Source organism: Cupriavidus cauae, assembly GCF_026210475.1.
GTDB lineage: Bacteria > Pseudomonadota > Gammaproteobacteria > Burkholderiales > Burkholderiaceae > Cupriavidus > Cupriavidus cauae.
The window spans coordinates 3,411,526-3,436,394 of record NZ_CP080293.1 but is presented as its reverse complement, the minus strand read 5'-3'; the positions used below and the strand labels follow the sequence as shown (position 1 = coordinate 3,436,394).

The following is a 24,869-nucleotide window of genomic DNA, read 5'->3' as shown; positions in this document are numbered from 1 at the left end:
CGTTACGGCGCGGGCTCATTGTCGTGGTGCCGGCGCGGCGGCGGAGGCCGCGCGCGGAGCCGCACCCGGCGTCGCGCTTGGGGCTGCGCTTGGGGCTGCGCTTGGGGCTGCGCTCGGGGCCGCGTCGGGCGCCGCGCCTGGTGCCGACCCCGCGGCCGGCGCGCTCGCGCCGCCTTGCTCGCGCGGACCACGCGGACCGGCCGCCTCCGGACCCGAAGCGCCGCCCGCACGCCGGCGGCCACGCGCACGCGGCTCGCTGGCGGGCGCCACCGCCGCCGCGCGCGCGGCCGGATCGACGGTCTGCACCGTCATGCCCTCGCGCAAGCGGTCGGCGCCGTCGACCACGACGCGCTGGCCCGGCTGCAGGCCGCGCAGCACCGCGGTCTGTTCGCCGTCGCTGGGTCCGAGCGCGACGGTCTGCACCTTGACCTTGTTCTCCTGGTCGACCACATAGACGAAGGTGCCCTGCTGGCCGCGCTGGATCGCCGCGACCGGCACCACGGTGGCGCCGGCCAGCGTATCGACGCGCATCCGCACATTGACGAACTGGTTCGGGAACAGCATGCCGTCGTCGTTGCGGAACACGGCCTTGAGCCGCACCGTGCCGGTGGTGGTATCGATCTGGTTGTCGGTGGTCAGCAGCGTGCCGTCGGCCAGCTTGTTGCGCGCCTGGCGATCCCAGGCCTGCACCGGCAGCGTCTGGCCGGCGTTCAGCTGCCTGAGCACGCTGGGCAGGTTGTCTTCCGGAATCGAGAACAGCACGGCGATCGGCTGGATCTGCGTGATCAGCGCGATGCCGTTGGCGTCGGAGGTGCTGACGATATTGCCCGGGTCGACCTGGCGCAGGCCGATGCGGCCCGAGGTCGGCGCCTTGATGCGGGTGTAGCCCAACTGCAGGCGGGCGTTGTCGACGTTGGCCTGGTCGGTCTTGACCACGCCCTCGTACTGGCGCACCAGCGCGTCCTGCGTGTCGACCTGCTGCTTGGCGATCGAATCCTGCGCCAGCAGCGTGCGGTAGCGCTGCTGGTCGATGCGCGCGTTCTGCAGCAGTGCCTGGTCCCGCGCCAGCTGCCCCAGCGCCTGGTCGAGCGCGGCCTGGAACGGGCGCGGGTCGATCTCGGCCAGCAGGTCGCCGGCCTTGACCATCTGGCCTTCCTTGAACAGCACGCGCAGCAGCGGCCCGGAGACCTGCGCGCGTACCGTGACGTTGGCGACCGGGGTCACGTTGCCAAGGCCGTTGAGCACCACGTCCATGTCGCGCTGCACGACCGGGCTGACCACCACCGGCGCGGCCGGGCCGCTCATGCCGCGACCGGGTCCGCCGGGTCCGCCGGGGATGCGGCCGCCCGGGCCGGGCTGGCCCGCCTGGCCGGCATCGGGCGCGCCGCGGTGGCTGTACCAGTACCAGCCGCCGCCGGCCAGCAGCAGCACCAGCAGCCCGGCGATCCAGATGCCGCGGCGGCGGCGCGGATGGCCAGGCTCGGATGGCGGGACGGGGCCGTTGCGGCGCTCGGGGCCGGCATCCGGGCGGATGGTGGGGCCATCAGCGGGGCGGTCAGCGCGGCCATCAGCGGGCCGGCCGGCGGGCGCCTCGGTGGAGGCGTCGATCGGATGATTCTCGCCGTGCGTCGTGGGTTTGGCGGGCTGGTTGGAATCGGAATTGGCCATTCACTGGGGTCCTGGAGCGGGTCCTGAAGCAGATCCGGATGCGGGGCCTGCGCACGCGGCGCTGCGCGGCCCTGTCGATCGATGGAAAGACGCAGAAGTATGCCGCAACGGTCGGAGGCGGCTCCGGATGCGGAGCGGGGGCGACCTGCGGCGACGTGGCAAGGATACGGCGTGAGGCGGGGCAGACCTATGTCGGCGGGGAAGGGCTTTATTACAGATAATTACCAGCGCGCCCCGTGTAACTTGCCGAAACAACATTGCGGCGGCCCGGCCGGCGTGCCTGTTTATCATCCGGCTATGCGACCCAATCAGCCCACCCAGATCCTGGTCGTCGACGACGATCCCGACTTGCGCGACCTGCTGCGCGAGTACCTGACCCAGCAAGGCTTCGCCGTTTCGGTGCTGCACGACGGCGACGGCCTGCAGGCCCGCCTCGAACGCGAACGCCCGGCCCTGATCGTGCTCGACCTGATGATGCCCAAGGTCGACGGCCTGACCGCGCTGCGCAAGCTGCGCGCCCGCAACGACGATATCCCGGTGATCCTGCTGACCGCGCGCAGCGACGAGATCGACCGCATCGTCGGCCTCGAGATCGGCGCCGACGACTATCTGGGCAAGCCGTTCTCCCCGCGCGAGCTGCTGGCCCGCATCAACGCGGTGCTGCGCCGCAAGCTGGCGCGTCCGGCGGCGGCGCCCGAGGACCGCGACAGCGCGACCTTCGGCCCGTTCAAGGTCGACTTCCGCCAGCGCACGCTGGTGCGCTCCGGGCAGGCGCTGCCGATCAGCGACACCGAATTCGCGCTGCTGAAGCTGCTGCTGATGCATCCGCTCGAAGTGCTGTCGCGCGAGCGCATCGTCGAGCTGATGTACGGCGCGGCCAGCGGCGTCAGCGACCGCGGCATCGACGTGCAGATCTGGCGCCTGCGCCGGCTGCTCGACGAGGACGCGCAGCGGCCCCGCTATATCCAGACCGTGCGCGGGCGCGGTTACACCTTCGTGCCCGACGAGGCAGAGCAGGCGGACCAGGCCGCGTCATGAAGCTGCGCATCGACACCCTGTTCGGCCGCATGGCGCTGCTGATTGCCGCGGTGCTGGTGATCAGCCATTTCTCGTGGCTGGCGATCCTGCGCATGGACCGCCGCGAGCAGCGCATGGAATATTCGGTCGAGCAGATGCTGTTCCAGCTCGACAGCATCCAGCGCGCGCTCGACGCCAGGCCGCCGGCGAAGCTGCCGAGCCTGGTCGAGGTCGCCGGCGAGGCCAGCGCCGAGGAACATGCGCGCGCGCCGACCGACCGCTCGCGCCGGCTGGTCGAACGCTTCTCGGGCCGGTTGCCGCCGGGCACCCAGGTGCGTATCGAGGACGAGGACACGCCGCGCATCTGGATCAAGCTGCCGACGCGCCAGGACTGGATCGCGATGCCGATCCTGTGGGTCCATAACCCGCCGCTGGACAACCGGCTGATTCCCGGGGCGATGCTGGTGGTCAGCGTGGCGATCGTGTTCGCGCTGCTGATCGCATGGCAGATCCAGCGGCCGGTGCGCGAAATGGCCAATGCCGCCGGGCAGCTGTCGCGCCAGCAGCCGGTGGCGCCGCTGCGCGAGCGCGGCCCGCTGGAGCTGCGCCAGCTGATCGAGCGCTTCAACAAGATGGTGGCCGACCTGGCGCGCATCGACCAGGAGCGCAACACGATGCTGGCCGGCATCGCGCACGACCTGAAGACGCCGCTGGCGCGGCTGCGGCTGCGCGCCGAGATGCTGGCCGATCCGAAGGCGGCGGCGGGCGTCACGCGCGACGTCGACTCGATGTCGGCGATCGTCGAGCAGTTCCTGGCCTTCGCGCAGAGCGCCGAGCCGACCGCGCGGCCGGTGCCGGTCGATCGCCGCATGGCGGAGCTGGCGGCGTCGCTCGCCGAGCAGGAGCGTCCGGTGGACCTGTCGCTGGAGGCCGGCGAAGGCTTCCGGCTGATCGCCACGCAGCTCGATCGCATCATCGGCAACCTGGTCGACAACGCCTACCACTACGGCGCGCCGCCGGTCAGCATCCGCACCGCGCGCGTGGCGGACGGGTGGCAGCTGGTGGTCGAGGACGCGGGCGGCGGCATTCCGGAGGATGCCTTCGACAAGGTCACGCTGCCGTTCGTGCGGCTGGACCCGGCCCGCGGCGGCAATGCGCATTCGGGCCTGGGGCTGGCGATCGTCGATCGGCTGGTGCGCCAGTCCGGTGGCAGGCTGACGCTGGCCAACCGGCCCGAGGGCGGCCTGCGCGTCGAGATGGTGTTCCCGTTCGCGCAGCTGGCCAAGGCGGCCTGAGGCATGCCGTCGTCCCCGCGAAGGCGGGGATCCGGTGACTTGCGATGGATCGCGTGCGGGCGAAAGACCGGGGCCCCGCCTGCGCGGAGGCGACGAGCAACGTGCAGCCGCGGCTTACTGCTGCGGCTTTTTCTTTTCGCCGATGCGGCTTTCCTGGCCCGCCAGCAGCTTGGCGATGTTCTGGCGGTGGCGCAGGATCAGCAGCGCGCTGATGGCGAGGATCGCCGCGGCGACCACGTCGGTGCCGAACATCAGCACGTAGAAGAACGGCGCGAACACGGCCGACACCAGCGCGGCCAGCGACGAGTAGCGGAAGAAGGCCGCGATGATCAGCCAGGTCGCCAGCGTGCCCAGCCCCAGCCACGGATGGATCGCGAACAGGATGCCGGCCGCGGTCGCCACGCCCTTGCCGCCCGCAAAGCGGTGGAACACCGGGAACAGATGCCCGAGGAACACCGCCACCGCGACCAGCGCGATGCCGGTCTGGTCGACGCCGTAGTCGGGCCCGAAGCGCTGCGCCAGCCAGACCGCCAGCCAGCCCTTGAGGCCGTCGCCGAGCAGCGTCAGCAGCGCCGCCTTCTTGTTGCCGGTGCGCAGCACGTTGGTCGCGCCCGGATTGCCGGAGCCGTAGGAGTGCGGATCGGGCAGCCCCATCGTCTTGCTGACCACGACAGCGAAGGAGATCGAACCGATCAGGTAGGCGAGCAGGGCGAACAGCGGATTGGCGAGATTGGCCATGGGCGGGGTCGAAGACGGGGTCGAAAAAGCAGCGGAAGGGCGGAGGAGAACCGCAACGGGAGCAAAAAACTGGCGCGATTGTAGCGCGCCGGCGTGGCGCTCACGACCGTGATTACCCGGGCACGGAGGAACGCACAGGCCGGCGCGCGGGCGTGTTCAGCCCTCCGCCAGCCCGCATTGCACCGGCCTGGCGCCGAGCAGCGTGGTCAGCACGGCCGGCTCGATGCTGACCAGATAGCCGCGCCGGCCGCCGTTGATATAGATGCGCTCGAGCGCCAGCACGCCTTCCTCGACATAGACCGGCATCCGCTTGCGCGTGCCGAACGGCGAGGTGCCGCCGACCATGTAGCCGCTGTGGCGCTGCGCGACCTCGGGCTTGCACGGCTGCACGCTCTTGCAGCCGATCTGCCGCGCGAGGTTCTTGGTCGAGACGGTGCGGTCGCCATGCATCAGCACGATCAGCGGCTGCGCCTTGTCGTCTTCCATCACCAGCGTCTTGACCACGTGGTGCTCGTCGACGCCGAGCTGCCGCGCCGATTCCTCGGTGCCGCCGTGCTCGACGTAGTCGTAGGGGTGCTCGCCGAACGCGATGCCGTGCTGGCGCAGCATCTGCGTGGCGGGCGTTTCGGAGATGTGTCTGGACTTGGCCATGTTGTGCCCGTGTCTGCCTTGTCTTGCTCTGTCTTGCTCTGTCTTGCTCTGTCTTGCCGGGTTCGTCTTGTCGTGCCTGGGGATGCGCCGCGCCTTGGCGCGACTATCCGCGCGGATGATGCTGCTGATGCAGGACGCGCAGCCGCTCGCGCGCGACGTGCGTGTAGATCTGCGTGGTCGAGATGTCGGCATGCCCCAGCAGCAGCTGCACCACGCGCAGGTCGGCACCATGGTTCAGCAGGTGCGTCGCGAAGGCATGGCGCAGCGTGTGCGGCGACAGCGGGGCGTGGATCTCGGCCTGGCGCGCATAGCGCTTGATCAGGTACCAGAAGGCCTGGCGCGTCATCGCCTCGCCGCGCTGGGTCACGAACAGCGCGTCGCTGCCGCGCTGGCCGAGCAGCGCGGGACGGGCGCTGGCCAGATAGCGGCGCAACCAGACGCCGGCCTCGGCGCCGAACGGCACCAGCCGCTCCTTGTTGCCCTTGCCGCTGACGACGCGCGCGACGCCCTCGTTCAGGCCGATCTCCACCGTCTTCATCTGCGTCAGCTCGGACACGCGCAGGCCGCTGGCGTACATCAGCTCCAGCATCGTGCGGTCGCGCAGGCCGAGCGGCGTGTCGATGTCCGGCGCCTGCAGCAGCGCCTCGACCTGGGCCTCGCTCAGCGTCTTCGGAAAGCGCGGCGGCTGCTTGGCGGCGCGCAGCAGCAGGCAGGGGTCGGCCTGGACCAGATGCTCGCGCAGCGCCCAGCGGAAGAAGCGCCGGAATACCGCGAGCCGCCGGTTCGCCGACGAGGCGCGCGTGTCGGGATGGCGCGCGGCAAAGTAGCCGGACAGCGCGCCGTCGTCGGCCGCCAGCAGGGCCACCCCGCGTTCGCCGCGCAGCCAGCGCGCCAGCAGCGCGAGATCGCGGCGGTAGGCGTCGATGGTGTTGCGCGCGAGGCCGTCCTCGAGCCACAGCGCGTCGCAGAAGCGGTCGACCAGCGTCAGGTCGGCGGCGATGTCGGCTTCGAGCTGGGCTTCCCGGTCGTCGTTCCGGGCGTTGTTCGGGCCACCGTTCGGTCCATCGTTCGGACCACCGTTCGGGCCATTGTTCGGCACCGGCGGGTCCGCCAGCGCCGCCGTGCTGTGGTGCCGCGCGCTCACAGCAGCATCACCCGCTCGTGGCGCAGCAGCCAGCGTTTGACTTCGAGATGGAAGCCGTCCTCGCCGTGATGGGCGAAGCCGCCCAGACCCTTGGCCCCGACCACGCGATGGCAGGGCACCACCAGCGGAAAGGGGTTGTCGCCGCAGGCCTGGCCCACCGCGCGCGCGGTGCCGCCGATATTGGCCGCGAGTTCGCCATAGGTCGCGGTGCGGCCGCACCGCACGCTGCGGATCGCCTGCCAGACGCGGCGCTGGAAGTCGGTGCCGGTGCCGGCGAGCGGCACGTCGAGCGGCGCATCGGGATCGGCATAGTAGGCCTCGAGCTGCGCCGCCAGCTGCCGGATCGGCGGCAGGTCGGAGTCGCGCGGTGCGAAACGCTCGGGAAGGAAATGGATCGCGTGGACGCACTGCGCGTCCGCGCGCACGCCGATGCGGCCGAACGGCGCGGCGAGGATGGCATCGAAGCGGGCGGCGAGCCTGGCGTCGCGCAACTGCGCATTGCTGTCGGTGTCGGGGCGCGGCGCGGGCGGGGAATCCGTGGACGGATCCGAATGGGAATGCATGGCGTGACAACGGTCGATCCGGATACCGGATTCTAGTGCCTTGACGCTCCCCGTGCTGATCGGGTGCGCCTTTCCCGCTGGCGGGAGAGGCGAGCCTGTTGCCTCGACCGCGCGGCTTGGCAAAGAAAAGAGGGCTCCGCGGAGCCCTCTTCGATCCTGCGGGCAGGCGCCGGCCGATGGACGGCGGCCTGCGTCAGGCCATCACTGCTCGAGCTTGATGTTCTGCACCTTGACCAGGTTGCGCATCTTGTCGAACTCCTTCTTGATCTCGGCGGCGTGCTGGGCCGGCGTGTTGCCCGACGGCTCGGCGCCGGCGGCGATCAGGCGTTCGCGGAAGCCCTTGTCCTGCAGCGCCTTGACGGCGGCCTCGTTGAGCTTCTTGATGATGTCGTCGGGCGTGCCGGCCGGCGCCACCAGGCCGTACCAGGCCGGATCGTTCGGCTCCTTCAGGCCCATTTCGCCGAAGGTCGGCACGTTCGGCAGCGAGTCCAGGCGCTTCTCGGCGGCCACCACGATCGGGCGCAGCTTGCCGGCCTTGATGTGCGGCATCGACGAGGGCAGGTTGTCGACCATGATCGGCACCTGGCCGGCCAGCACGTCGTTCAGTGCCGGGCCCGCGCCGCGGTAGGGGATATGGACCATGAAGGTCTTGGTCGAGACCTTGAACTGCTCGCCCAGCATGTGACCGAAGCCGCAGGTGCCCGACGACGCGTACGAATACTTGCCCGGGTTGGCCTTCAGCGTGGCCAGGAATTCCTTGTAGTCCTTGGCCGGGAAGTTCGGGTTGACCGCGATCACGTTGGCGACGTTGGCCAGGTTCGTGATGGGCTTGAAGTCCTTGATCGGGTCGTACGACAGCTTCGGATTGCAGGCCGGGTTGACCGCCATCGTCGACACCGTCGAGATGCCGATCGTGTAGCCGTCCGGCGCCGCCTTGGCGATCGCGTCGGCGCCGATCGAGCCGCCGCCACCGGCGCGGTTCTCGACCACCACCGGCTGGCCCAGGATCTTGCTCATCTGGTCGGCCGCGCCGCGGCCCACGATGTCCGTCGTGCCGCCCGGGGCGAACGGAATGATCAGCTTGATCGGCTTGGTCGGATAGTTGCTCTGTGCCTGTGCCAGCGAGGCGCAGGCGGCCAGACCCAGGGCCAGGGCAATGTGCTTGGTTTGCATGAGATCGTGTCTCCCGTCGTGAAGCCGGACGGAGAGTGTCCGTCCAGAACTGAAAATGCCGGCCAGGGACCCGGTAGGGCCCGCCGCGCCGGCGCGATGCATCGGCGGCCCGTCAGCCGCCGAGCAGGCCGCGCTTCAGGTCGCGATCGACCGGGCGTTCGCCCAGGAAGATGCGCAGCACGGCCTGGTAGAAATCCTCGCCGGGGATGGGCTTGCCGCGCGGCGTGCCATTGACGGCGATCACCGTGCCGCTGTCCGGCGTGTAGTCGAAGTCGATCACGTCGCCCTTGCGCGCCGTGCCGACCTGGTTCATCGCCTGCTCCAGCTGGTGCAGGCGATCGGCGAACTTCTCCAGCTGCGCCTCGTTGTGGTTCTCCCGCATGCCTTCGTTCAGCGCCTTGACGAAGGTGCTCGATTCCACCTCGCGCAGCGGCCGGATCTGCAGCCGCTTGGGACCCTTGGCGCCCAGCACCACGGCGGCGTTGCGCACCTTCTCGGGCAGGTACAGCGCGGCGACATAACCCTTGACGATGAACACCGAGCGCAGGCCCGCGCCGTTCAGCTGCAGTTCCTTGCCACCGAGGCGCGTCGCCTCGTCCAGCCGCACGCCTTCGATCTCCATCGCGCCAGCGGCCATCGGCAGCGCGCCCGCGACGGCCACGCAGCAGATCGCCAGCCACTGGCGCAGGCGGCGTGCGGTCCGTGCGGTTCCTCCGGTCCGATCGAACGGAACGCGGGCGGAAGGGCGGCGGGAGGCGGGCATGGCGGGGCGGTACATCGAGAACGGAATGGCAGGCGGAACAAGATCGACGGAAATCCGGAGCGTGCCATCTTCCGGGTTTTCTGAAACAATACCAATCCGTATCTGCCCTAGGGCGCACTCCGGGCCGCTTCGCCTCGCTCGCGGAGCGCCGTCCGCACGGGGCTCCTGCCATCCTTCCTGACATCCTCCGACGCGCCCCCGCGTCCCGACAACAACAAGACGCCGATGTCGCCTGCTCTGCTGATGGTGCCCGATTTCAGCCTGATCCTGATCGGCTGGCTGCTGGTGCGCTATACCTCGTTCGACCGCGCTTTCTGGTCCGGCGTCGAACGGCTGGTCTACTTCGTGCTGTTTCCCGCGCTGCTGCTGCAGGCGACCAACAGCGCGGTATTCGATTTTTCGACCACCTCGGCGATGCTTGGGCTGGCGGTGCTGACCACGGTGTTCGGTATGGCCTCCGGCTACGCGGTCAAGTGGGTGCTGCGGCCCAACCCGGTCGATTTCGCCTCCGGGCTGCAGACGGCGTTCCGCTTCAACTCGTATATCGCGCTGGCGCTGGCCTCCCGCCTGGGCGGCAGCGAAGGGCTGGCGATGATGGCGGTGATCGTCGGCTGCGTGGTGCCGATGTGCAATGTCGCCGCGGTGTGGGCGCTGGCCAGGCACGGCGAGGCGCGGCTGTGGCGCGAGCTGGCGCGCAATCCGCTGATCCTGGCCACGGCCGGCGGCCTGATCACCAATCTGCTCGGCCTGCATCCGCCCGAAGTCCTTGGCATGACGCTGGCCCGGCTGGGTTCGGCCTCGACGGCGCTGGGCCTGATGACGGTCGGCGCCGGCCTGCAGATGCGGGGCGCGGTAGGCACGGTCGGGCCGGTGGCCTGGTGGACCGGGGTCAAGCTGCTGGCGATGCCGGCCTTCGCCTGGGCCGTCGGCCGCCATCTGCCGCTGTCGCCGCTGCAATTGCAGATCGCGGTGCTCTATGCCGCGATGCCGACCGCCTCGAGCGCGTACATCCTCGCGGTCCGTATGGGCGGCAACGGGCCGATGGTGGCCGCGGCGATCTCGGCGATGACGGTGTCGGCGATCTTCACCGCGCCGATGTGGCTGGCGCTGGTCAGCTAGGCGGCTGGGGCGGCTGCAGCGACAGCAATAGCGGCAGCAGCAATAGCGACAGCAGCAATAACTGCAGCGGCCCCACTGCAACCGGCATCGTGGCCGTGACGGCGACCATGGTGGTGCGCGCTGCTACTGCGGCCGCTGCGCCAGCGCCCATGCCACGTGCTCGCGCACCAGCTCCGAGGGATGCCCGGCGCGCGCCAGCAAGGCCGCGCGGATGCGTTCGGCCTGCGCCGGCTCGCCGGCCCCGCGCAGCGCATTGCCAAGACCCACCGCCAGATTGCGCAGCCAGCGTTCGTGGCCGATGCGCCGGATCGGGCTGCCTTCCAGCCGCCGATTGAATTCCTCCTCGCTCCAGCCGAACAGCGCCACCATGTCGGGCGCATCGAAGCCGTTGCGCACGGCGAAGTCCGGCAGCGTCGCGCGGTGCGCGAACTTGTTCCACGGGCAGGCCAGCTGGCAGTCGTCGCAACCGTAGACGCGATTGCCCATCGGCGCGCGCAGCGGCTCGGGAATCGCGCCCTTGTGCTCGATGGTGAGGTAGGAGATGCAGCGGCGCGCATCGAGCCGGTACGGGCCGACGATGGCCTGGGTCGGACAGATGTCGATGCAGCGGCGGCACTGGCCGCAATGCGCGGAGGCGGGCGGGTCGATCGGCAGCGGCAGATCGACCAGGATCTCGCCGAGGAAGAACATCGAGCCGCCGTCGCGATCGAGCAGCAGCGTGTGTTTGCCGCGCCAGCCGAGCCCCGCCTGGCCGGCCAGCGCGACCTCCATCACCGGTGCCGAGTCGGTGAAGACGCGATAGCCGAACGGGCCGATAGCCGTCTCGATGCGGCCGGCCAGCTGCTGCAGGCGCGTGCGCAGGACCTTGTGATAGTCGCGGCCGCGCGCGTACAGCGAGATCGTGGCCGCGGTGCCGCCGGCCTCGACCTGGGCGAGCCGCGCGAATTCGCGCTCGCGCCAGTCGTCGCGATCGCCGTCGTTGCCGTCGTTGCGATCGTCTTCGTCATCGGTGGAGGCGGGCAGATAGGGCATGCGCGCGACGATCGCGCGCACCGTGCCGGGCACCAGTTCGGCCGGCCGCGCGCGCTTCAGGCCATGGTTCGCCATATAATCCATGTCGCCATGGCAACCCTGCGCCAGCCACGCGAGCAGACCCGCTTCGGCATGGCTCAGGTCCACGTCGGCGACGCGCACGTCGTCGAAGCCGAGCGCCGCGCCCCAGGCGCGAATCTGCGCGACCAGCGCATGCGGATCCGCGCCGGTGGCGTGCTGCGCCGCTGGCGTCCCGCTGAGAACGGCGTCAGGCGCCGGTGCTGCTCGGTCGATCATCCGTCAATTGTACGCAATGCCCCTGCTCGAACAACGCACCGTGATCCTGCCCGACGAAGCGGCCACCGACCGCCTCGGCGCGGCGCTCGCCGGCGCGGTGCGCGCCATGCCGCCGCAGACGGTGCACGTCCAGCTCTCGGGCGATCTCGGCGCGGGCAAGACCACGCTGTCGCGCGCGGTGCTGCGCGCGCTCGGCCATGCCGGCAAGGTCCGCAGCCCGACCTACACGCTGTGCGAGCCGTACCAGGTCGCCCGCGCCGACGGTTCGCCGCTGACCGTCTATCACTTCGATCTCTATCGCTTCGCCGATCCCGAGGAATGGCTCGACGCGGGATTTCGCGACTGTTTTGCCGAGCCGGCCTTCAATCTGGTCGAGTGGCCGGAGAAGGCCGCGTCGCTGCTTGGGGAACCCGACCTGCACCTGTTGCTCCAATCGGACACCTCGCCCAGCGATGAGGCCGCCGATCGGCGAGTCGCGATCCTGCGGGCCTATACTCCAACCGGACTTCTCCTGCTGCACGCATGCTGATCAAGCGCCTCGCCACCGACCGTCCCGATGAACTGCTGCTCGCCCGCCGCAAATGGCTGGCGCAATGCCTGAAAGCCGGCGCCGGAACGGTCGTGCTGACGCTGGCGGGTCCGCAGATCGCGGCCGGCGCCGGCATCGTCGCGGTCCGTGTCTGGCCGGCCGAGGACTATACGCGGGTCACCATCGAATCGGACGAGCGCCTCGCCGCGGTCCACACGATGGTGCGCAATCCCGATCGGCTGGTGGTCGATATCGATGGCCTGGACTTGTCGCCGACGCTGCGCGAGCTGGTCGCCAAGATTACTCCCAACGATCCCTATATCCAGTCGGTGCGCGTCGGCCAGAACCGGCCGCGCGTGGTCCGGCTGGTGTTCGACCTGAAGGAAGACATCGCGCCGCAGGTCTTCACGCTGGGGCCGATCGGCCAGTACCGCAACCGGCTGGTGTTCGATCTCTACCCGGTCAATCCGCCCGATCCGCTGTGGAAGCTGGTGCGCGAGACCGAGGACAAGCAGCGCCGCTTCGCCTCGACGCCGGCCACCGAGGGCGCCGACAGCGTGGCCGGCGCGCCGTCGAGCAGCGAAGAGGATGCGATCGCCGCGCTGGTGCGCCAGTTCGAGGACCAGGCGAAGACCCCCGCCACGCCGCCGCTGCCGGCCAATCCGCCGGTGGCGTCCGCCAAACCGAAGCCGCCCGCCGCTACCGCGCCGAGCCAGCCGACCGCGCCGCAGGCGCCGCTGGCGCAGGACAAGCCGGGCAGGAACGACCCCGCCGACGATCCCGCGCCGTCGCGCTTCAAGATGCGCCGGCTGCTGACGGTGGCGATCGATCCGGGCCACGGCGGCGAGGACCCCGGCGCGATCGGCGCCGCCGGCTCGCGCGAGAAGGACGTGGTGCTGCAGATCGCCAAGCGCCTGCGCGCCAAGATCGATGCGCAGCCCAATATGCGGGCGATGATGACGCGCGACGCCGATTTCTTCGTGCCGCTGAACGTGCGCGTGCAGAAGGCGCGCCGGGTCAAGGCCGACCTGTTCGTGTCGATCCATGCCGATGCCTTCGTCAAGCCGGAGGCGCGCGGCGCCTCGGTGTTCGCGCTGTCCGAGCGCGGCGCCTCGAGCTCGGCCGCGCGCTGGCTGGCCAACAAGGAGAACGCGGCCGACCTGATCGGCGGCGCCAACATGAACAACAAGGACGCGCAGGTCGCGCGCGTGCTGCTCGATCTGTCGACCACCGCGCAGATCAACGACAGCCTGCGGGTCGGCAAGGCGGTGCTGTCCGAGATCGGCGGCATGCATCAGCTGCACAAGGCGCATGTCGAGCAGGCGGGCTTTGCCGTGCTGAAGGCGCCCGACATCCCGTCGATCCTGATCGAGACCGCCTTCATCAGCAACCCGGAGGAGGAGCGCAAGCTCAACGACGAGGCCCACCAGGAGCAGCTGGCCAACGCGATCCTGCGCGGCATCCGCGGCTACTTCGCGCGCAATCCGCCGCTCGCGCGCAGCCCGTCGGTGTGAGGGCGCCCAGCCATCGACGCAACGACCAAAAGAAAAAGGCCGGCAAATCGCCGGCCTTTCCTTTTGCTGACACGCTTGTCGTCCGCGCGAAGGCGGGGACCCGGTGGCTTGTCAGGACGCTGGGCTCTCGCTGTCGCGGGAGCGTCGGCACCGGACGGCGCCGCCGTCCCGGTCAAGCCCGCGCGACCGCGCCTTCGATCTGCTCGCGGTTGGCATAGCGCGACGCCATCACCGAGCAGACGATCAGCTGCAGCTGGTGATAGACCATCAGCGGCAGCACCAGCAGGCCCAGCGCCGGGTGGCCGGCGAACAGGATCTTGGCCATCGGGATGCCGTTGGCCAGGCTCTTCTTCGAGCCGCAGAACACCGCGGTGATCTCGTCCTCGACCGAGAAGCCGAGGCGGCGAGCGACGAAGGTGGTGGTGGCCAGGATCGCGAACAGCAGCACCGCGGCCAGCGCCATCACGGCGGCGATGGTCTGCCAGCTGTACTGGTGCCACAGGCCCTCGGAGGTGGCATCGCAGAACGACGAGTAAACGATCAGCACGATCACGCCGCGGTCGATCTTGCTGGTGATGGCCTTGTGTCGCCCCAGCCAGGCGCCGATTACCGGACGGGCCAGCTGGCCCAGCGCGAACGGCAGCAGCAGTTGCAGCGCCACGCCGGTCAGCGCCTTGCCCAGCGGCATCGACGCGCCGCTGGCGCTGATCACCAGGCCCATCAGCAGCGGGGTCAGCGCCATGCCGATCAGGCCGGAGATGGTCGCGTTGAAGATCGCACCGGGCACGTTGCCGCGCGCCATCGAGGTCATCGCCACCGACGACGAGACGGTCGACGGCAGCGCGCACAGGAAGAACACGCCCAGCAGCAGGTCGGCCGGCAGCTGGTCGCGCAGCGCGAACATCAGCACCGCGCCGATCAGCGGGAACACCACGTAGGTGAAGGCCTGCACGAAGGTGTGCAGGCGCCAGTGGCGCGCGCCGGCGACCAGCTTGTCGCGCGACAGCGCGGCGCCGTGCAGGAAGAACACCAGCGCGACGCCGAGGCTGGTCACCAGCCCGAGGTGCAGCGGGCCGTCGCCGGTGCCGACCTCGGGGGCGGCCAGCGCCAGCGCGATCGCGGCCAGCATGATCAGCACGAAGCCGTCGATCAGATCGTAGAGTTTCTTGAAGGGATTCAGCAGGAAGGACATGACTGCGTGGACTGAAGCGCACCGGAGCGGCGCGCCGGAACGAAGGGTTTAAAAGAAGAAGAAATAGACAGAAAACGGTGGAATCAGGGTTAACGCTGGTATTGGACGATAGTCCTGTCTAGAATGCAAATTCATTTGTCGTATTCATTGATATGGTTGGCGCATGAATTACACCTTGCGGCAGTTGCGGGTCTTCCTGGCGGTGGCGTCGCACGGCAGTTTCAGCCGGGCGGCGGACGCGGTCGGGCTGACGCAGCCGGCGGTCAGCCGGGGCGTGGCGGAGCTGGAAGAGGCGCTTGGGCTGCGCCTGCTGGACCGCACCACGCGTGAAGTGGTGCTGACCGATGCCGGCCAGGCGCTGGTGCCGGCGCTGGAGCGGCTGCTGGGCCAGCTCGACGACACGCTGGAGGAGACGCGCCAGCTCGGCGAGCGCTACCGCGGCCGGGTGGTGATCGCCAGCGCGCCGACCATCTCGGCACGGCTGATGCCGCTCTATGTGGCCGCCTGCGCGCGGCAATATCCGGAGGTGCGGCTGTCGGTGCGCGACAACGTGCAGGCCGACGGGCTCGAGCAGATCCGCGCCGGCGCGGTCGATTTCGGCGTGCTGATCGACCCGTTGGCCAGCGAAGGGCTGGAGACCGTGCCGCTGGGCACCGATCCGTTCTGCTTCGTCTGCCGCGACGACGATCCGTTGGCAAGACGCGACACGGTGTCGTGGTCCGCGCTCGACGGGGTGCCGCTGGTGCTGCTGGATTTCGCCTCCGGCAGCCGCCCGCTGATCGACCGCGTGTTCGCGATGCACGGCGTGACGCCGCGCGTGGTGCAGGAGCTGGGCCACTCGGCCAGCGTGTTCGGCATGGTGCAGGCCGGCATCGGGGCGTCGGTGCTGCCGTCGTTCTCGCTGCCGCTGCCGGCCGCGTCGAACCTGGTGTGGCGCCCGCTGGTGCCGCAGGAGGAGCGGCGCATCGTGATGGTCCGCCGCGAGGACCGTTCGCTGTCGCCGGCCGCCGCGGCGGTGTGGGAGATGGTCAGGACGATGCCGATTCCGGCGGCGTGAGGTTTGGGAGAGAGCGGAGCTTGCCCGCTCCATGACCCTGTGCCCATGAGGGGCGAGGGACAGCAACGTTGCATCGATGGCGGTGGCCGGCTCATGCCGACGGCGCCGCTTTGCTGGCGTGTCCCGCGCGTGAAACGGGCGGGGACGGCAGCGGTGGTCGCCGTGCCGTTTCCCCCCATCGCCGCTCAATCCCCCATCGCTACCCCTTCCCGCCGCGGGTCCGCGCCGCCGAACCACATCGGCTTGCCGTCGACGCGCACGCGCATGATCCCCTGCAGGCCCGAGGTCTGGTCCATCACGCGCACGTCATGGCCGCGCGCCTTCAGGCCCTCCACCAGAGCGTCCGACACGCGTCCCTTCTCCAGCTCGGTCGGGCCGTTGCGCGAGCCCACATTCGGCAGCGAGATCGCCTGCTGCACGTTCAGACCCCAGTCGAGCGTACCGACCAGCGTCTTCGCCACGTAATTGATGATGGCCGAACCGCCGGGCGAGCCGGCCGTCATCACCAGCTCGCGGGTCTGGCGGTCGAACACGAGCGTCGGCGCCATCGACGAGCGCGGCCGCTTGCCTGGCTGCACTCGGTTGGCCACCGGCTTGCCGTCCTCCTCCGCGACGAAGGAAAAGTCGGTCAGCTGGTTGTTCAGCAGGAAGCCGCGCACCATCTGGCGCGAGCCGAACTGGTCCTCGATCGTGGTGGTCATCGACAGCGCATTGCCGTAGCGGTCGACCACCGAGATATGCGAGGTCGACGGAAACTCCGGCGCGCGGTCTCGCCCCATCGCCACCGTCGCGCCAGCCGGCGTGCCCGGGCTGGCCTTGCCCATGCTGCGTTCGCCGATCTGCGCGGCGCGGCTGGCCAGATAGCGTGGATCGACCAGGCTGCGCCAGTCGCCGCCGGGCAGGGGTACGAAGTCGGTATCGGCAACGTACTGGTTGCGATCGGCGTAGGCCAGCCGGCCCGCTTCCGCGAACAGATGCGCGCCTTCGACCGACGGCTCCAGGCCGACGGCGTTGCGCTGCGGCCTGGCCGCCGCGATCTGGCGCGCCGGCGGCAGCGCCTGCAGGATGCCCAGCATCTGCGCGACCGCGATGCCGCCCGACGACGGCGGCGGCATGCCGCAGACGGTCCACTGGCGGTAGTCGGTGCAGATCGGCTGCCGCACCTTGGGACGGTAGTCGGCGATGTCCTTGGCGGTCAGTACGCCGGGGTTGGTCGGATGCGAGCGGACCTTGGCGGCGATATCGCGGGCGACGTCGCCCCGGTAGAAGGCGTCGGCACCGCGCGCGGCGACGCTGCGCAGCACCGCCGCCAGCTCGGGATTGCGCAGCACGGTGCCGGCGGCCTTGGGCGTGCCGTCGGCGTTGTAGAAGTAGGCGCGCGCGGTCGGGTCCTTCATCAGGTCCTGGTCCTGCGCGATGATCGTCGCCAGCCGCGGGCTGATCGCGAAGCCTTGCTCGGCCAGCCGGATCGCCGGCTCGAACAGCCGCCGCCAGGGCAGCTTGCCATGCTGGCGATGCGCCAGCTCCAGCATGCGCAGCACGCCCGGCGCGCCGACCGAACGGCCGCCAACCAGCCCCTGGCGGAACGGCATCACCTTGCCGTCGGGGCCGTAGAACAGCCGGTCGGTGGCGGCGGCCGGCGCAGTCTCGCGGCCGTCGTAGGCCTGGACCTGCTTGCCGTCGAAGTGCATCAGGAAGGCGCCACCGCCGATGCCGGAGGAATTCGGTTCAACCAGATTGAGCACCATCTGCGTGGCGATGGCCGCGTCGATGGCGGTGCCGCCGGCCTTCAGCATGTCGTAGCCGGCCTGGGTGGCGAGCGGATTGGCGGCGGCGACCATGAAGGAACTCGCGGTCCAGCCGGGTTTGTCGGTCCAGCCGGAGGCGCCTTCGGGGGCCGGGGGGAGGGTGGTGGTGCTTGGGGAGGTGGCGCCCGCGCTGCGGGTGGCACTGGCGCTTGCGCTTGCGCTGGGGCTGGGGCTGGCGCTGGCGCTGGCAGCGGCTGGGGTCGCCGCCGCTGTGCCGGCCTCCTTGCCAGCCTGTGGGGCGGCGCAGCCGGCAAGAAGCAACGCAGCCAGCGCGCCGGCCAGCATGGCTGTCGGCGCCAATGCCTGATGGGCGGCTGCGGTGGAAAGGAACGGCGGAACCGGCGAACGTGGCGGCATGCTGCACTCCCTTTGAGGCCTATGAGGTACAGCGATTGTAGTCACTGCCACCGGCCGCCGTGTCATGCACAGCACAATCCGGCCGCGCGCTCACGTCCCGGGCGGCGGTGAAGGGCCGCCTCGCCACCTCGCCGCCTCACCGCCGCACCGCCTCACCGCCGCACCGCCGCACCGCCTCACGCTTACGGCTCACGGCTCAGGGCTGACCGCCGTGCTGCTGCTCTGCTGCTCCGCTGCCGCCGCGCCGCCGTTCCCCGGGAGAGTGCCGGCTTACTTCGGCTGCATCCGGATCGCGCCGTCCAGCCGGATCACCTCGCCGTTGAGCATCGTGTTGCCGATGATCGCCTGCACCAGCTGGGCGTATTCCGCCGGACGGCCCAGCCGCGGGGGGAACGGCACCATCTTGCCGAGCGCCTCCTGCACCTCCTGCGGCATGCCCAGCAGCATCGGCGTCTCGAAGATCCCCGGCGCGATCGTCATGCAGCGCACGCCGTCGCGCGACAGGTCGCGCGCCACCGCGAGCGTCATGCCGACCACGCCGCCCTTCGAGGCGGCATAGGCGGCCTGGCCGATCTGGCCGTCGAAGGCCGCCACCGAGGCGGTGTTGACGATGATGCCGCGTTCGCCTCCTTCGTCCGGGGTGTTCTGCACCATCGCCGCGGCGGCCAGCCGGATCATGTTGAAGGTGCCGATCAGGTTGATCCGGATGGTCTTCTCGAAGGCGTCCAGCGGATGCGGACCGTTCTTGCCGACGGTCTTGTTGGCGGTCGCGATGCCGGCGCAGTTGATCAGCCCGGCCAGCCGCCCCAGGCCCACCGCGGCGTCGACGACGGCCTGGCCATCGGTTTCCGAGGTCACGTCGCAGCGGACGAAGCGGCCGCCCAGCTCTTGCGCCAGTGCGTTGCCGGCGGCCTCGTTCAGGTCGGCAATGACGACCTTGCCGCCCTGTTCGGCCAGCATGCGGGCGGTGCCCGCGCCCAGGCCGGACGCGCCGCCGGTCACGATGAATACGTTGTCTCGGATCTGCATGAACTGTCTCCTCGGGGTTGGGGGGCGCCGACCGATACCGCGCCGGCGCCTGAAGGTGAGAAACATCGCACCAAACTTCACGGCGAACGTAACGCTGAATATAACGTTTACGTAAACGTCAAGCATCGCGCCGTATTGTAAAGGCCCGGCCGGCGCCCCGATAGCGGTCACGAGAATCGTAAGCCCGCAACCGTTAGCGCGAGATGTCCGCACCTTGACTGGCTAGAGTGCGCCCACGTCACACCTCGGGAGGCCTGCCGTGAGCGAGCTCCGCGCATCCTGGATTCGCAGCCGTCCGTCATCGCCAGGGGCGGATCGGTTCGAAGATTTCCCGGCCTGCGACCCCATGTCGGCGAAGGCGGCGCCACCGGCCGCCGTCATTCGGCGCTATCCGAGCGAGCCAGAGGGGAAAGCCGGCCTGTTGCGGCAGTTCATGCGCGATCTGCGCGCGGCGCGGCCGACCTTGACGTTGCATCTGGATACCACTGGCGTGTCGCTGATGTCGTCGGCCGTGCAGGAGGTGGAGCCGCTGTTCGAGGCCACTGACGCGATTTCGCCGGACCTGGTCGAGGCCGGCCAGCTGCTGCCGGCCGGCGATGCCGTGCTGGGCGTGGTGGATCTGGCCGGGACGGCGGCGGACAAGGTCAAGACCTGGCGGCGCGTCTGCGCGTCCGAGCCCGGCTATCGCCTTGCGGTCGCCTCGTTGGCCCGGGCGCGGCTGCCGGAAGAGGTCGAGCGGCGCAAGGCCGCCCTGAAGACGACGCGCCACTGGATCCGCGCCCGCTTGGCGACCCCGGCTCGGCACGATGGCGCACCGGCGCCGATCCTCGCCGCGCATCGGCTCCGACAGGACGGCGCCGCGCACATTCCGGACACGTTCCGCCAGGCCCTGACCGCCGGCAACCGCGATGCCGCCGCGCTCGGCAAGGCCGCCTTGGGCGTGATCGAGCGCGAACTGGCGGCCATCGACCGAGAACGCGACGCCATCCTGCGCCAACATGCCGCCGACCTTCTCGAGCACGACGCCGCCACGCGCGCCGATCGCAGCGCGACGCGGCGGCTGCGCGGCAGCGCCGTCGCCTGCCTGCGCGACAGCGGCCTGCAGGGACTGCGCGTCGGCTACGAAGCGAGTCCGCTGGCGGACAGCGCTTGGGATGCGCCGCTGGACCTGGGCCTGATCCCCGGCGACGTGTTCTCCTTCGGCCTCGGCGCCGCGATCGGATTGGCCCATGTCGGTTGCGGCATCGGCGAACTGGCGGAGGCCAGGCGGCGCCGTGGGGCGCTGCGGGAAATCGGCCAGGCGGTCGGCGACAATCTGCGCCGCTTGTCGGCCGATCCGGCCCGAAGCAAGCGGCTGCAATCGCCCGCCACCAGCGAGGCGCTGCGCTGGTTTGCCGACGGACAGCGCCGCTGGCGCCAGCGTGCGGGCGAGCTGACGCGCTGGTCCGTCGGGCGTATCGCCTATGGCGTCGGCACCGTGCTGTTGTCCGGCGCCGGCATGGCGATGGTGTCCATACTGGGCACGGCGGTGCTGGCGACTCCCGTGGGCGCCGCGCTGGTGGCGATCGGCGGGGTGCTCGGCGGCGCCTGGTTCCTGTTCACGTTGATCAGGATCGCCATGCGTTTCATGCGCGGCCGCGCCGATACGCGCGAGCGCGAACGGCTGGCGGATGCGGTCCGGCGCGGCGCCGCGCGGGGCCTGTGCGCGGACAGGCTGTCGCAATGCAGCGTGGCGCAGCTCGAGTCCTTGCGGCGCGATTGCCCGGCGCTGTCCGGCAATCGCTATTGGCAGGCCGCGGTGCTGACGCGGCGGCTGCTGATCGACGATGCGGCCGACAAGCCTGCCGGCAAGAGCGCCGGCAAGACCGCCGGCAAGGCGTCCCGGCTCGAAACGTCGGCCCTGCTGCAGGCGCTCGGCATGCCGAAGCTGTCGACCACGCTGCTCAAGCACGCCGGCTTCGAGCTGGCCTATCGAACGATCTTCCTTTACCTGCACGGCGACGGCGCCCAGGCGGCCTGGCGCGAGGGCATCTTCCATCGTGCGGAGACGGCCGACGCGCCGCGGTCCCGGGCGCATGGGGGCTAGGCGCTCCCCCAAGGGCAAGAAAGCAACCAAGGGGGACGCAACCAAGGGCAAAGCGACCAACGGCAAAGCGACCAAGGCAAAGAAACCGGGGCGAAGAAACCGGGGCAAAGAAAAAGGCGGCCAGTGGCCGCCTTTGCTTCTTCCGGAGCGTTCTTCCGGATCGCCCGAACTTCGGCGCCTTACTTCAACGCCTCGAACACCCGCGCGGTGATCTCGTCTACCGAACCGACGCCGCTGATCTTGCGATACTGCGGCGGCGCGACGCTCGCGCCCGGCGCGCCCTTGGCGGCCCAGTCCGAGTAGTAGTCGACCAGCGGACGGGTCTGCTGCGCGTAGACATCGAGACGTTTGCGCACGGTCTCTTCCTTGTCGTCGTCGCGCTGGATCAGCGGCTCGCCGGTCTCGTCGTCGACGCCGGCCGTCTTCGGCGGGTTGTACTTCAGATGGTAGGTACGGCCCGAGGCGGCATGCACGCGGCGGCCGCTCATGCGTTCGATGATGGCGTCGAACGGCACGTCGATTTCCAGCACGTAGTCGATCGGTACGCCGGCTTCCTTCATCGCCTCGGCTTGCGGGATCGTGCGCGGAAAGCCGTCGAACAGATAGCCGTTGCGGCAATCGTCCTGCTTCAGGCGGTCCTTGACCAGGCCGATGATGATGTCGTCGGAGACCAGACCGCCCGCGTCCATCACCTTCTTGGCCTCGATGCCCAGCGGGGTGCCGGCCTTGACCGCGGCGCGCAGCATGTCGCCTGTGGAGATCTGCGGGATGCCGAACTTCTCGCAGATGAACTTGGCTTGCGTGCCTTTGCCGGCGCCGGGCGCGCCCAACAGGATCAAACGCATTTACGGGTCCTCAGAGTTTTGAATCCGGTATTGCGGGGGAATGGAAGGAGGGTAACGCCGAAACTTGACGTGTGGCTTACCGCGCGATGGTCAGGCACGCAGGCGCCGCCATGGCTGGTGACCGGCGCGGTCCGCATGCGGTTGGCATGGGCGCAAGCCGGACGGCTCATTCTTCATCTCCCCACCGAGCTTGCGTCGTCGCCCGTATTGACGGCGACAGCGGCTCTTTATTGGCGAGCATTATGCCACGAGGGAGCCCGAATTCGGCCCGCCGCGGCGGTCAACGGTGTGTAAACCGGAGCGGGCGAATGGCCCGCCCCGCGTGGGATTGCGCCCGTTTGCGCTCAGCGGCCGGGCTGCGCCGCGGCCTCGGACCACAGCGCGCGCACGCGTTCGAGATCGGCCGGGGTATCGACGCCGGGCGCCGGCGCGGCCTCGGTGACCAGCACCGCGATGCGTTCGCCGTGCCACATCGCGCGCAGCTGTTCGAGCGCTTCGGTCTGCTCGAGCGGCGCGGCGGCCAGCGTCGGGAAGCGGCGCAGGAAGCCGGCGCGATAGGCGTACAGGCCGATATGGCGCAGCACCGGCATGTCGGGCAGCGGCACCTGCGCGTTCGCGGCCGGGGCCGACGGTACGCCGGACCAGGCATCGCGCGCCCAGGGGATCGGCGCGCGCGAGAAGTACAGCGCGCGGCCGGCGCTGTCGCATACCACCTTGACCACGTTCGGATTGAAGACCTCGCCGATCTCGTGCAGCGGGTGCGCGGCGGTGGCGATCGCGCATTCGGGATGCGCAGCGAGATGCCGGGCCACCGCGTCGATCAGCGCCGGCGCGATCAGTGGCTCGTCGCCCTGCACGTTGACCACGATCGCATCGTCGTCCAGCGACAGCAGGGTGGCCACCTCGGCCAGCCGGTCGGTGCCGGTGGCATGGTCGGCGCGCGTCATGACGGCTTCGATGCCGTGCTCGGCGCAGGCCGCGCGCACGGTGTCCGCGTCGGTGGCGACCACGGTGCGGCGGGCCGCCGAGGCGTGGGCGCGCTCGGCGACCCGCACGATCATCGGCTTGCCGCCGATGTCGGCCAGCGGCTTGTTAGGCAGACGCGTCGACGCCAGCCGCGCGGGAATGACGACGGTGAAATCCACGGAGAAATCGGCGAGCGACATCGAAGCCAGGCCTCAGGTCGGATCGATGGCGCGGCCAGGCACCGATTGGCGGGCCTCGTCGGCCAGCATCACGGGAATGCCGTCGCGGATCGGATAGGCCAGCTTGTCGGCATGGCAGATCAATTCCTGCGCCGCGCGGTCGTATTCGAGCTTGCCCTTGCACAGCGGGCAAACCAGGATTTCAAGCAGCCGGTTGTCCATCTTGGTGTTCCTTGGTGTGGCTGGCCGCGGCAGCGGCGCCGGTGGCCGCGGTCGGCGCTGCCTGGCAGCGCGCGATGACCGTGCGGCGAATTCGATCGATCAGACCCGGATCGATCACGGGCCTGGTGGGGACGACCCAGATGCGCGGGTCGAGCGGCTCGCGAAGCCGGTCGCATTTTACGGCATCCTTCTCGGTGATCAGGATCACCTCGGCGGCCTGCGCGGCCGGATGGTCGACGAACGGGTCTTCGGCGAAATCGTAATGATCCGGCAGCGGCAGCGTCTCGGGCTGCAGGCCCGCGCCGCGCAGGCTGGCGAAGAAGCGTTCCGGGTTGCCGATGCCGGCCGCCGCCAGCACGCGCCGCCCCGCGAAGGTCGACAGCGGCCGCACCATGGTCGGATCGGCGAGCTGCCACGCCTGCTCGAGCTCGAGCCGCATGCCGTAGACCTCCGGCCGGTCCGGCGTCGCGCGGAAATACGGATCGTTGATCAGCGTGGCATCACGGCGGCGCGACAGCGGCTCGCGCAGCGGCCCGGCCGGCAGCAGCCAGCCGTTGCCGCCCATGCGGCCGTCGAACATCACGATCTCGAAGTCGCGCTGCAGGCGATAGTGCTGCAGGCCATCGTCGAGCAGCAGCACGTTGATGCCCGGATGCGAGACCAGCATCGCCTGCGCGCAGGCCACGCGATCGGGATAGACCCAGACCGGCACGTCTGTCGAGCGCGCGATCAGCAGCGGTTCGTCGCCGACGTCCTCGGCCTTCGAGGTCGCCTTGACGCGGCGCGGCCGTTCCAGCTTGACGCCATAGCCGCGCGAGACCACGCCGGGACGCAGCCCGGCCTCGCACAGCGCATCGGCCAGCGCGATCACCGCCGGCGTCTTGCCGGTGCCGCCGACCGTCACGTTGCCGACCACCACCACCGGCATCGGCAGCCGCGTCGACTCGAACCACCCGCGCCGATACGCCAGCCGCCGCAACGCGCTGATCGCGCCGAACAGGCCGGCGAACGGCAGCATGAGCCAGGCGAACCAGCCGCGGCGTTGCCACTGGCGGGTAACGAAGTCGGACAGGAGATGGCGGGCAGCGGGCATCGGGTTCCAGGAAGAACGGTTATCGCCACAGTGTATCGGGTCGGGATGATGCTGCTTCCCGCCCGGGCCTTCGTGGGAAGGCAGGACGCCTAGCGCGTCCCGCCGCTCTGCGTCGCGAACGTCAGCCGCGACAGGCCGGCGACCCGCGCGGCTTCCATCACGTTGACCACCGACTGGTGGCTGGCCTGGGCGTCGGCGCTGACGATCAGCACCGGTGCCTGCGCCGCCGCCGTGCCGGCCAGCGCGCGCAGCCGCTCGGCGAGCCCCGCGACATCGCGCGCCCCCACGCGCTCCTTGTCGATCGCGTATTCGCCGCTGGCGGACACCGACACCACGATCTCGCGCGGCCGCTGCAGGGCCGTTTCCGCCTCGGCGGTCGGCAGTTGGATGCGCAGCTCGGTGTAGCGCGAATAGGTGGTCGTGATCATCAGGAAGATCAGGATCACCAGCAGCACGTCGATCAGCGGGATCAGATTGATCTCCGGCTCGTCGCGCCTGGCACGGGTACGGAATCGCATGGCCGCCATCCGTC

Annotated in this window: 23 protein-coding genes; 7 read left to right on the top strand and 16 right to left on the bottom strand. The window is 70.0% G+C overall.

Going from position 1 to position 24,869, the window contains the following annotated elements:
• Nucleotides 1-15: 15 nt before the first annotated feature.
• Nucleotides 16-1,668 (bottom strand): MdtA/MuxA family multidrug efflux RND transporter periplasmic adaptor subunit, encoded by a 1,653-nt coding sequence (locus KZ686_RS15245; RefSeq protein ID WP_226107350.1) that lies wholly within the window; start codon nt 1,666-1,668, stop codon nt 16-18.
• A gap of 297 nt (nt 1,669-1,965) precedes the next feature.
• Between KZ686_RS15245 and KZ686_RS15240 the strand changes: the two genes are divergently transcribed.
• Nucleotides 1,966-2,706 carry a response regulator gene (locus KZ686_RS15240; protein WP_149316845.1) on the top strand — a complete coding sequence of 247 codons (741 nt, stop codon included), beginning with the start codon at nt 1,966-1,968 and terminating at the stop codon, nt 2,704-2,706.
• Entirely contained in the window at nt 2,703-3,980 is a 1,278-nt protein-coding gene (locus KZ686_RS15235; RefSeq protein WP_265632738.1) for an ATP-binding protein, read from the top strand. The genes KZ686_RS15240 and KZ686_RS15235 overlap by 4 nt, the downstream gene beginning before the upstream one ends.
• A 114-nt stretch (nt 3,981-4,094) precedes the next feature.
• On the opposite strand, the gene plsY is transcribed toward KZ686_RS15235, so the two are convergent.
• From plsY to KZ686_RS15205, 6 genes are all read right to left on the bottom strand, one after another.
• A complete protein-coding gene (plsY, locus tag KZ686_RS15230) occupies nt 4,095-4,718 on the bottom strand; it encodes a glycerol-3-phosphate 1-O-acyltransferase PlsY (protein ID WP_149316847.1) in 624 nt (207 codons plus the stop codon).
• Nucleotides 4,719-4,874: 156 nt separating this feature from the next.
• Nucleotides 4,875-5,369, bottom strand: a complete 495-nt coding sequence (gene ybaK, locus KZ686_RS15225; RefSeq protein ID WP_265632737.1) for a Cys-tRNA(Pro) deacylase — start codon at nt 5,367-5,369, stop codon at nt 4,875-4,877.
• 103 nt (nt 5,370-5,472) lie between these two features.
• Complete coding sequence (xerD, locus tag KZ686_RS15220) at nt 5,473-6,369, bottom strand: site-specific tyrosine recombinase XerD (RefSeq protein ID WP_149317100.1); 897 nt, start codon at nt 6,367-6,369, stop codon at nt 5,473-5,475.
• A 140-nt stretch (nt 6,370-6,509) separates the two neighbouring features.
• The gene (locus KZ686_RS15215) at nt 6,510-7,076 is read right to left on the bottom strand and encodes a methylated-DNA--[protein]-cysteine S-methyltransferase (RefSeq protein WP_226107351.1); all 567 of its coding nucleotides are present in this window, start codon (nt 7,074-7,076) and stop codon (nt 6,510-6,512) included.
• Between the two features lie 201 nt (nt 7,077-7,277).
• Nucleotides 7,278-8,249, bottom strand: a complete 972-nt coding sequence (locus KZ686_RS15210; RefSeq protein ID WP_149316849.1) for a tripartite tricarboxylate transporter substrate binding protein BugE — start codon at nt 8,247-8,249, stop codon at nt 7,278-7,280.
• A gap of 112 nt (nt 8,250-8,361) precedes the next feature.
• Nucleotides 8,362-9,012 carry a chalcone isomerase family protein gene (locus KZ686_RS15205; protein ID WP_407648495.1) on the bottom strand — a complete coding sequence of 217 codons (651 nt, stop codon included), beginning with the start codon at nt 9,010-9,012 and terminating at the stop codon, nt 8,362-8,364.
• Between the two features lie 225 nt (nt 9,013-9,237).
• Here KZ686_RS15205 and KZ686_RS15200 point away from each other — a divergent pair, with 225 nt between their 5' ends.
• Nucleotides 9,238-10,131, top strand: a complete 894-nt coding sequence (locus tag KZ686_RS15200; protein ID WP_265632736.1) for an AEC family transporter — start codon at nt 9,238-9,240, stop codon at nt 10,129-10,131.
• 123 nt (nt 10,132-10,254) lie between these two features.
• Here the strand turns inward: KZ686_RS15200 and queG are convergent, their stop codons facing one another.
• The gene (gene queG, locus KZ686_RS15195; protein WP_265632735.1) at nt 10,255-11,460 is read right to left on the bottom strand and encodes a tRNA epoxyqueuosine(34) reductase QueG; all 1,206 of its coding nucleotides are present in this window, start codon (nt 11,458-11,460) and stop codon (nt 10,255-10,257) included.
• Nucleotides 11,461-11,476: 16 nt separating this feature from the next.
• Between queG and tsaE the strand changes: the two genes are divergently transcribed.
• Nucleotides 11,477-11,989 carry a tRNA (adenosine(37)-N6)-threonylcarbamoyltransferase complex ATPase subunit type 1 TsaE gene (gene tsaE, locus KZ686_RS15190; protein ID WP_149316853.1) on the top strand — a complete coding sequence of 171 codons (513 nt, stop codon included), beginning with the start codon at nt 11,477-11,479 and terminating at the stop codon, nt 11,987-11,989.
• On the top strand, nt 11,983-13,503 hold the full coding sequence (locus KZ686_RS15185; protein WP_149316854.1) for an N-acetylmuramoyl-L-alanine amidase: 1,521 nt from the start codon (nt 11,983-11,985) through the stop codon (nt 13,501-13,503). Before tsaE ends, KZ686_RS15185 begins: the two co-directional genes overlap by 7 nt.
• A 172-nt stretch (nt 13,504-13,675) precedes the next feature.
• Here KZ686_RS15185 and KZ686_RS15180 read toward each other — a convergent pair whose 3' ends face one another.
• Complete coding sequence (locus tag KZ686_RS15180) at nt 13,676-14,695, bottom strand: bile acid:sodium symporter family protein (protein WP_149316855.1); 1,020 nt, start codon at nt 14,693-14,695, stop codon at nt 13,676-13,678.
• A gap of 163 nt (nt 14,696-14,858) precedes the next feature.
• On the opposite strand from KZ686_RS15180, the gene KZ686_RS15175 reads away from it, so the two are divergent.
• Nucleotides 14,859-15,752 carry a LysR family transcriptional regulator gene (locus KZ686_RS15175; protein ID WP_149316856.1) on the top strand — a complete coding sequence of 298 codons (894 nt, stop codon included), beginning with the start codon at nt 14,859-14,861 and terminating at the stop codon, nt 15,750-15,752.
• Nucleotides 15,753-15,937: 185 nt separating this feature from the next.
• Here the strand turns inward: KZ686_RS15175 and ggt are convergent, their stop codons facing one another.
• Both ggt and KZ686_RS15165 read right to left on the bottom strand, forming a co-directional pair.
• On the bottom strand, nt 15,938-17,917 hold the full coding sequence (ggt, locus tag KZ686_RS15170) for a gamma-glutamyltransferase (protein WP_407648494.1): 1,980 nt from the start codon (nt 17,915-17,917) through the stop codon (nt 15,938-15,940).
• Between the two features lie 270 nt (nt 17,918-18,187).
• The gene (locus KZ686_RS15165) at nt 18,188-18,946 is read right to left on the bottom strand and encodes a 3-hydroxyacyl-CoA dehydrogenase (RefSeq protein WP_265632734.1); all 759 of its coding nucleotides are present in this window, start codon (nt 18,944-18,946) and stop codon (nt 18,188-18,190) included.
• 346 nt (nt 18,947-19,292) lie between these two features.
• Between KZ686_RS15165 and KZ686_RS15160 the strand changes: the two genes are divergently transcribed.
• Nucleotides 19,293-21,032 (top strand): hypothetical protein, encoded by a 1,740-nt coding sequence (locus KZ686_RS15160; RefSeq protein ID WP_265632733.1) that lies wholly within the window; start codon nt 19,293-19,295, stop codon nt 21,030-21,032.
• A gap of 179 nt (nt 21,033-21,211) precedes the next feature.
• Here the strand turns inward: KZ686_RS15160 and adk are convergent, their stop codons facing one another.
• From adk to KZ686_RS15135, 5 genes are all read right to left on the bottom strand, one after another.
• Nucleotides 21,212-21,877, bottom strand: coding sequence for an adenylate kinase (gene adk, locus KZ686_RS15155; RefSeq protein WP_149316859.1), 666 nt, complete (start codon nt 21,875-21,877; stop codon nt 21,212-21,214).
• A gap of 344 nt (nt 21,878-22,221) precedes the next feature.
• The gene (gene kdsB, locus KZ686_RS15150) at nt 22,222-23,043 is read right to left on the bottom strand and encodes a 3-deoxy-manno-octulosonate cytidylyltransferase (RefSeq protein ID WP_265632732.1); all 822 of its coding nucleotides are present in this window, start codon (nt 23,041-23,043) and stop codon (nt 22,222-22,224) included.
• Between the two features lie 12 nt (nt 23,044-23,055).
• On the bottom strand, nt 23,056-23,244 hold the full coding sequence (locus tag KZ686_RS15145; protein WP_006579104.1) for a Trm112 family protein: 189 nt from the start codon (nt 23,242-23,244) through the stop codon (nt 23,056-23,058).
• The gene (lpxK, locus tag KZ686_RS15140) at nt 23,225-24,337 is read right to left on the bottom strand and encodes a tetraacyldisaccharide 4'-kinase (protein ID WP_149316861.1); all 1,113 of its coding nucleotides are present in this window, start codon (nt 24,335-24,337) and stop codon (nt 23,225-23,227) included. Before lpxK ends, KZ686_RS15145 begins: the two co-directional genes overlap by 20 nt.
• A gap of 89 nt (nt 24,338-24,426) precedes the next feature.
• Nucleotides 24,427-24,855 (bottom strand): ExbD/TolR family protein, encoded by a 429-nt coding sequence (locus tag KZ686_RS15135; RefSeq protein ID WP_149316862.1) that lies wholly within the window; start codon nt 24,853-24,855, stop codon nt 24,427-24,429.
• Between the last annotated feature and the right edge of the window lie 14 nt (nt 24,856-24,869).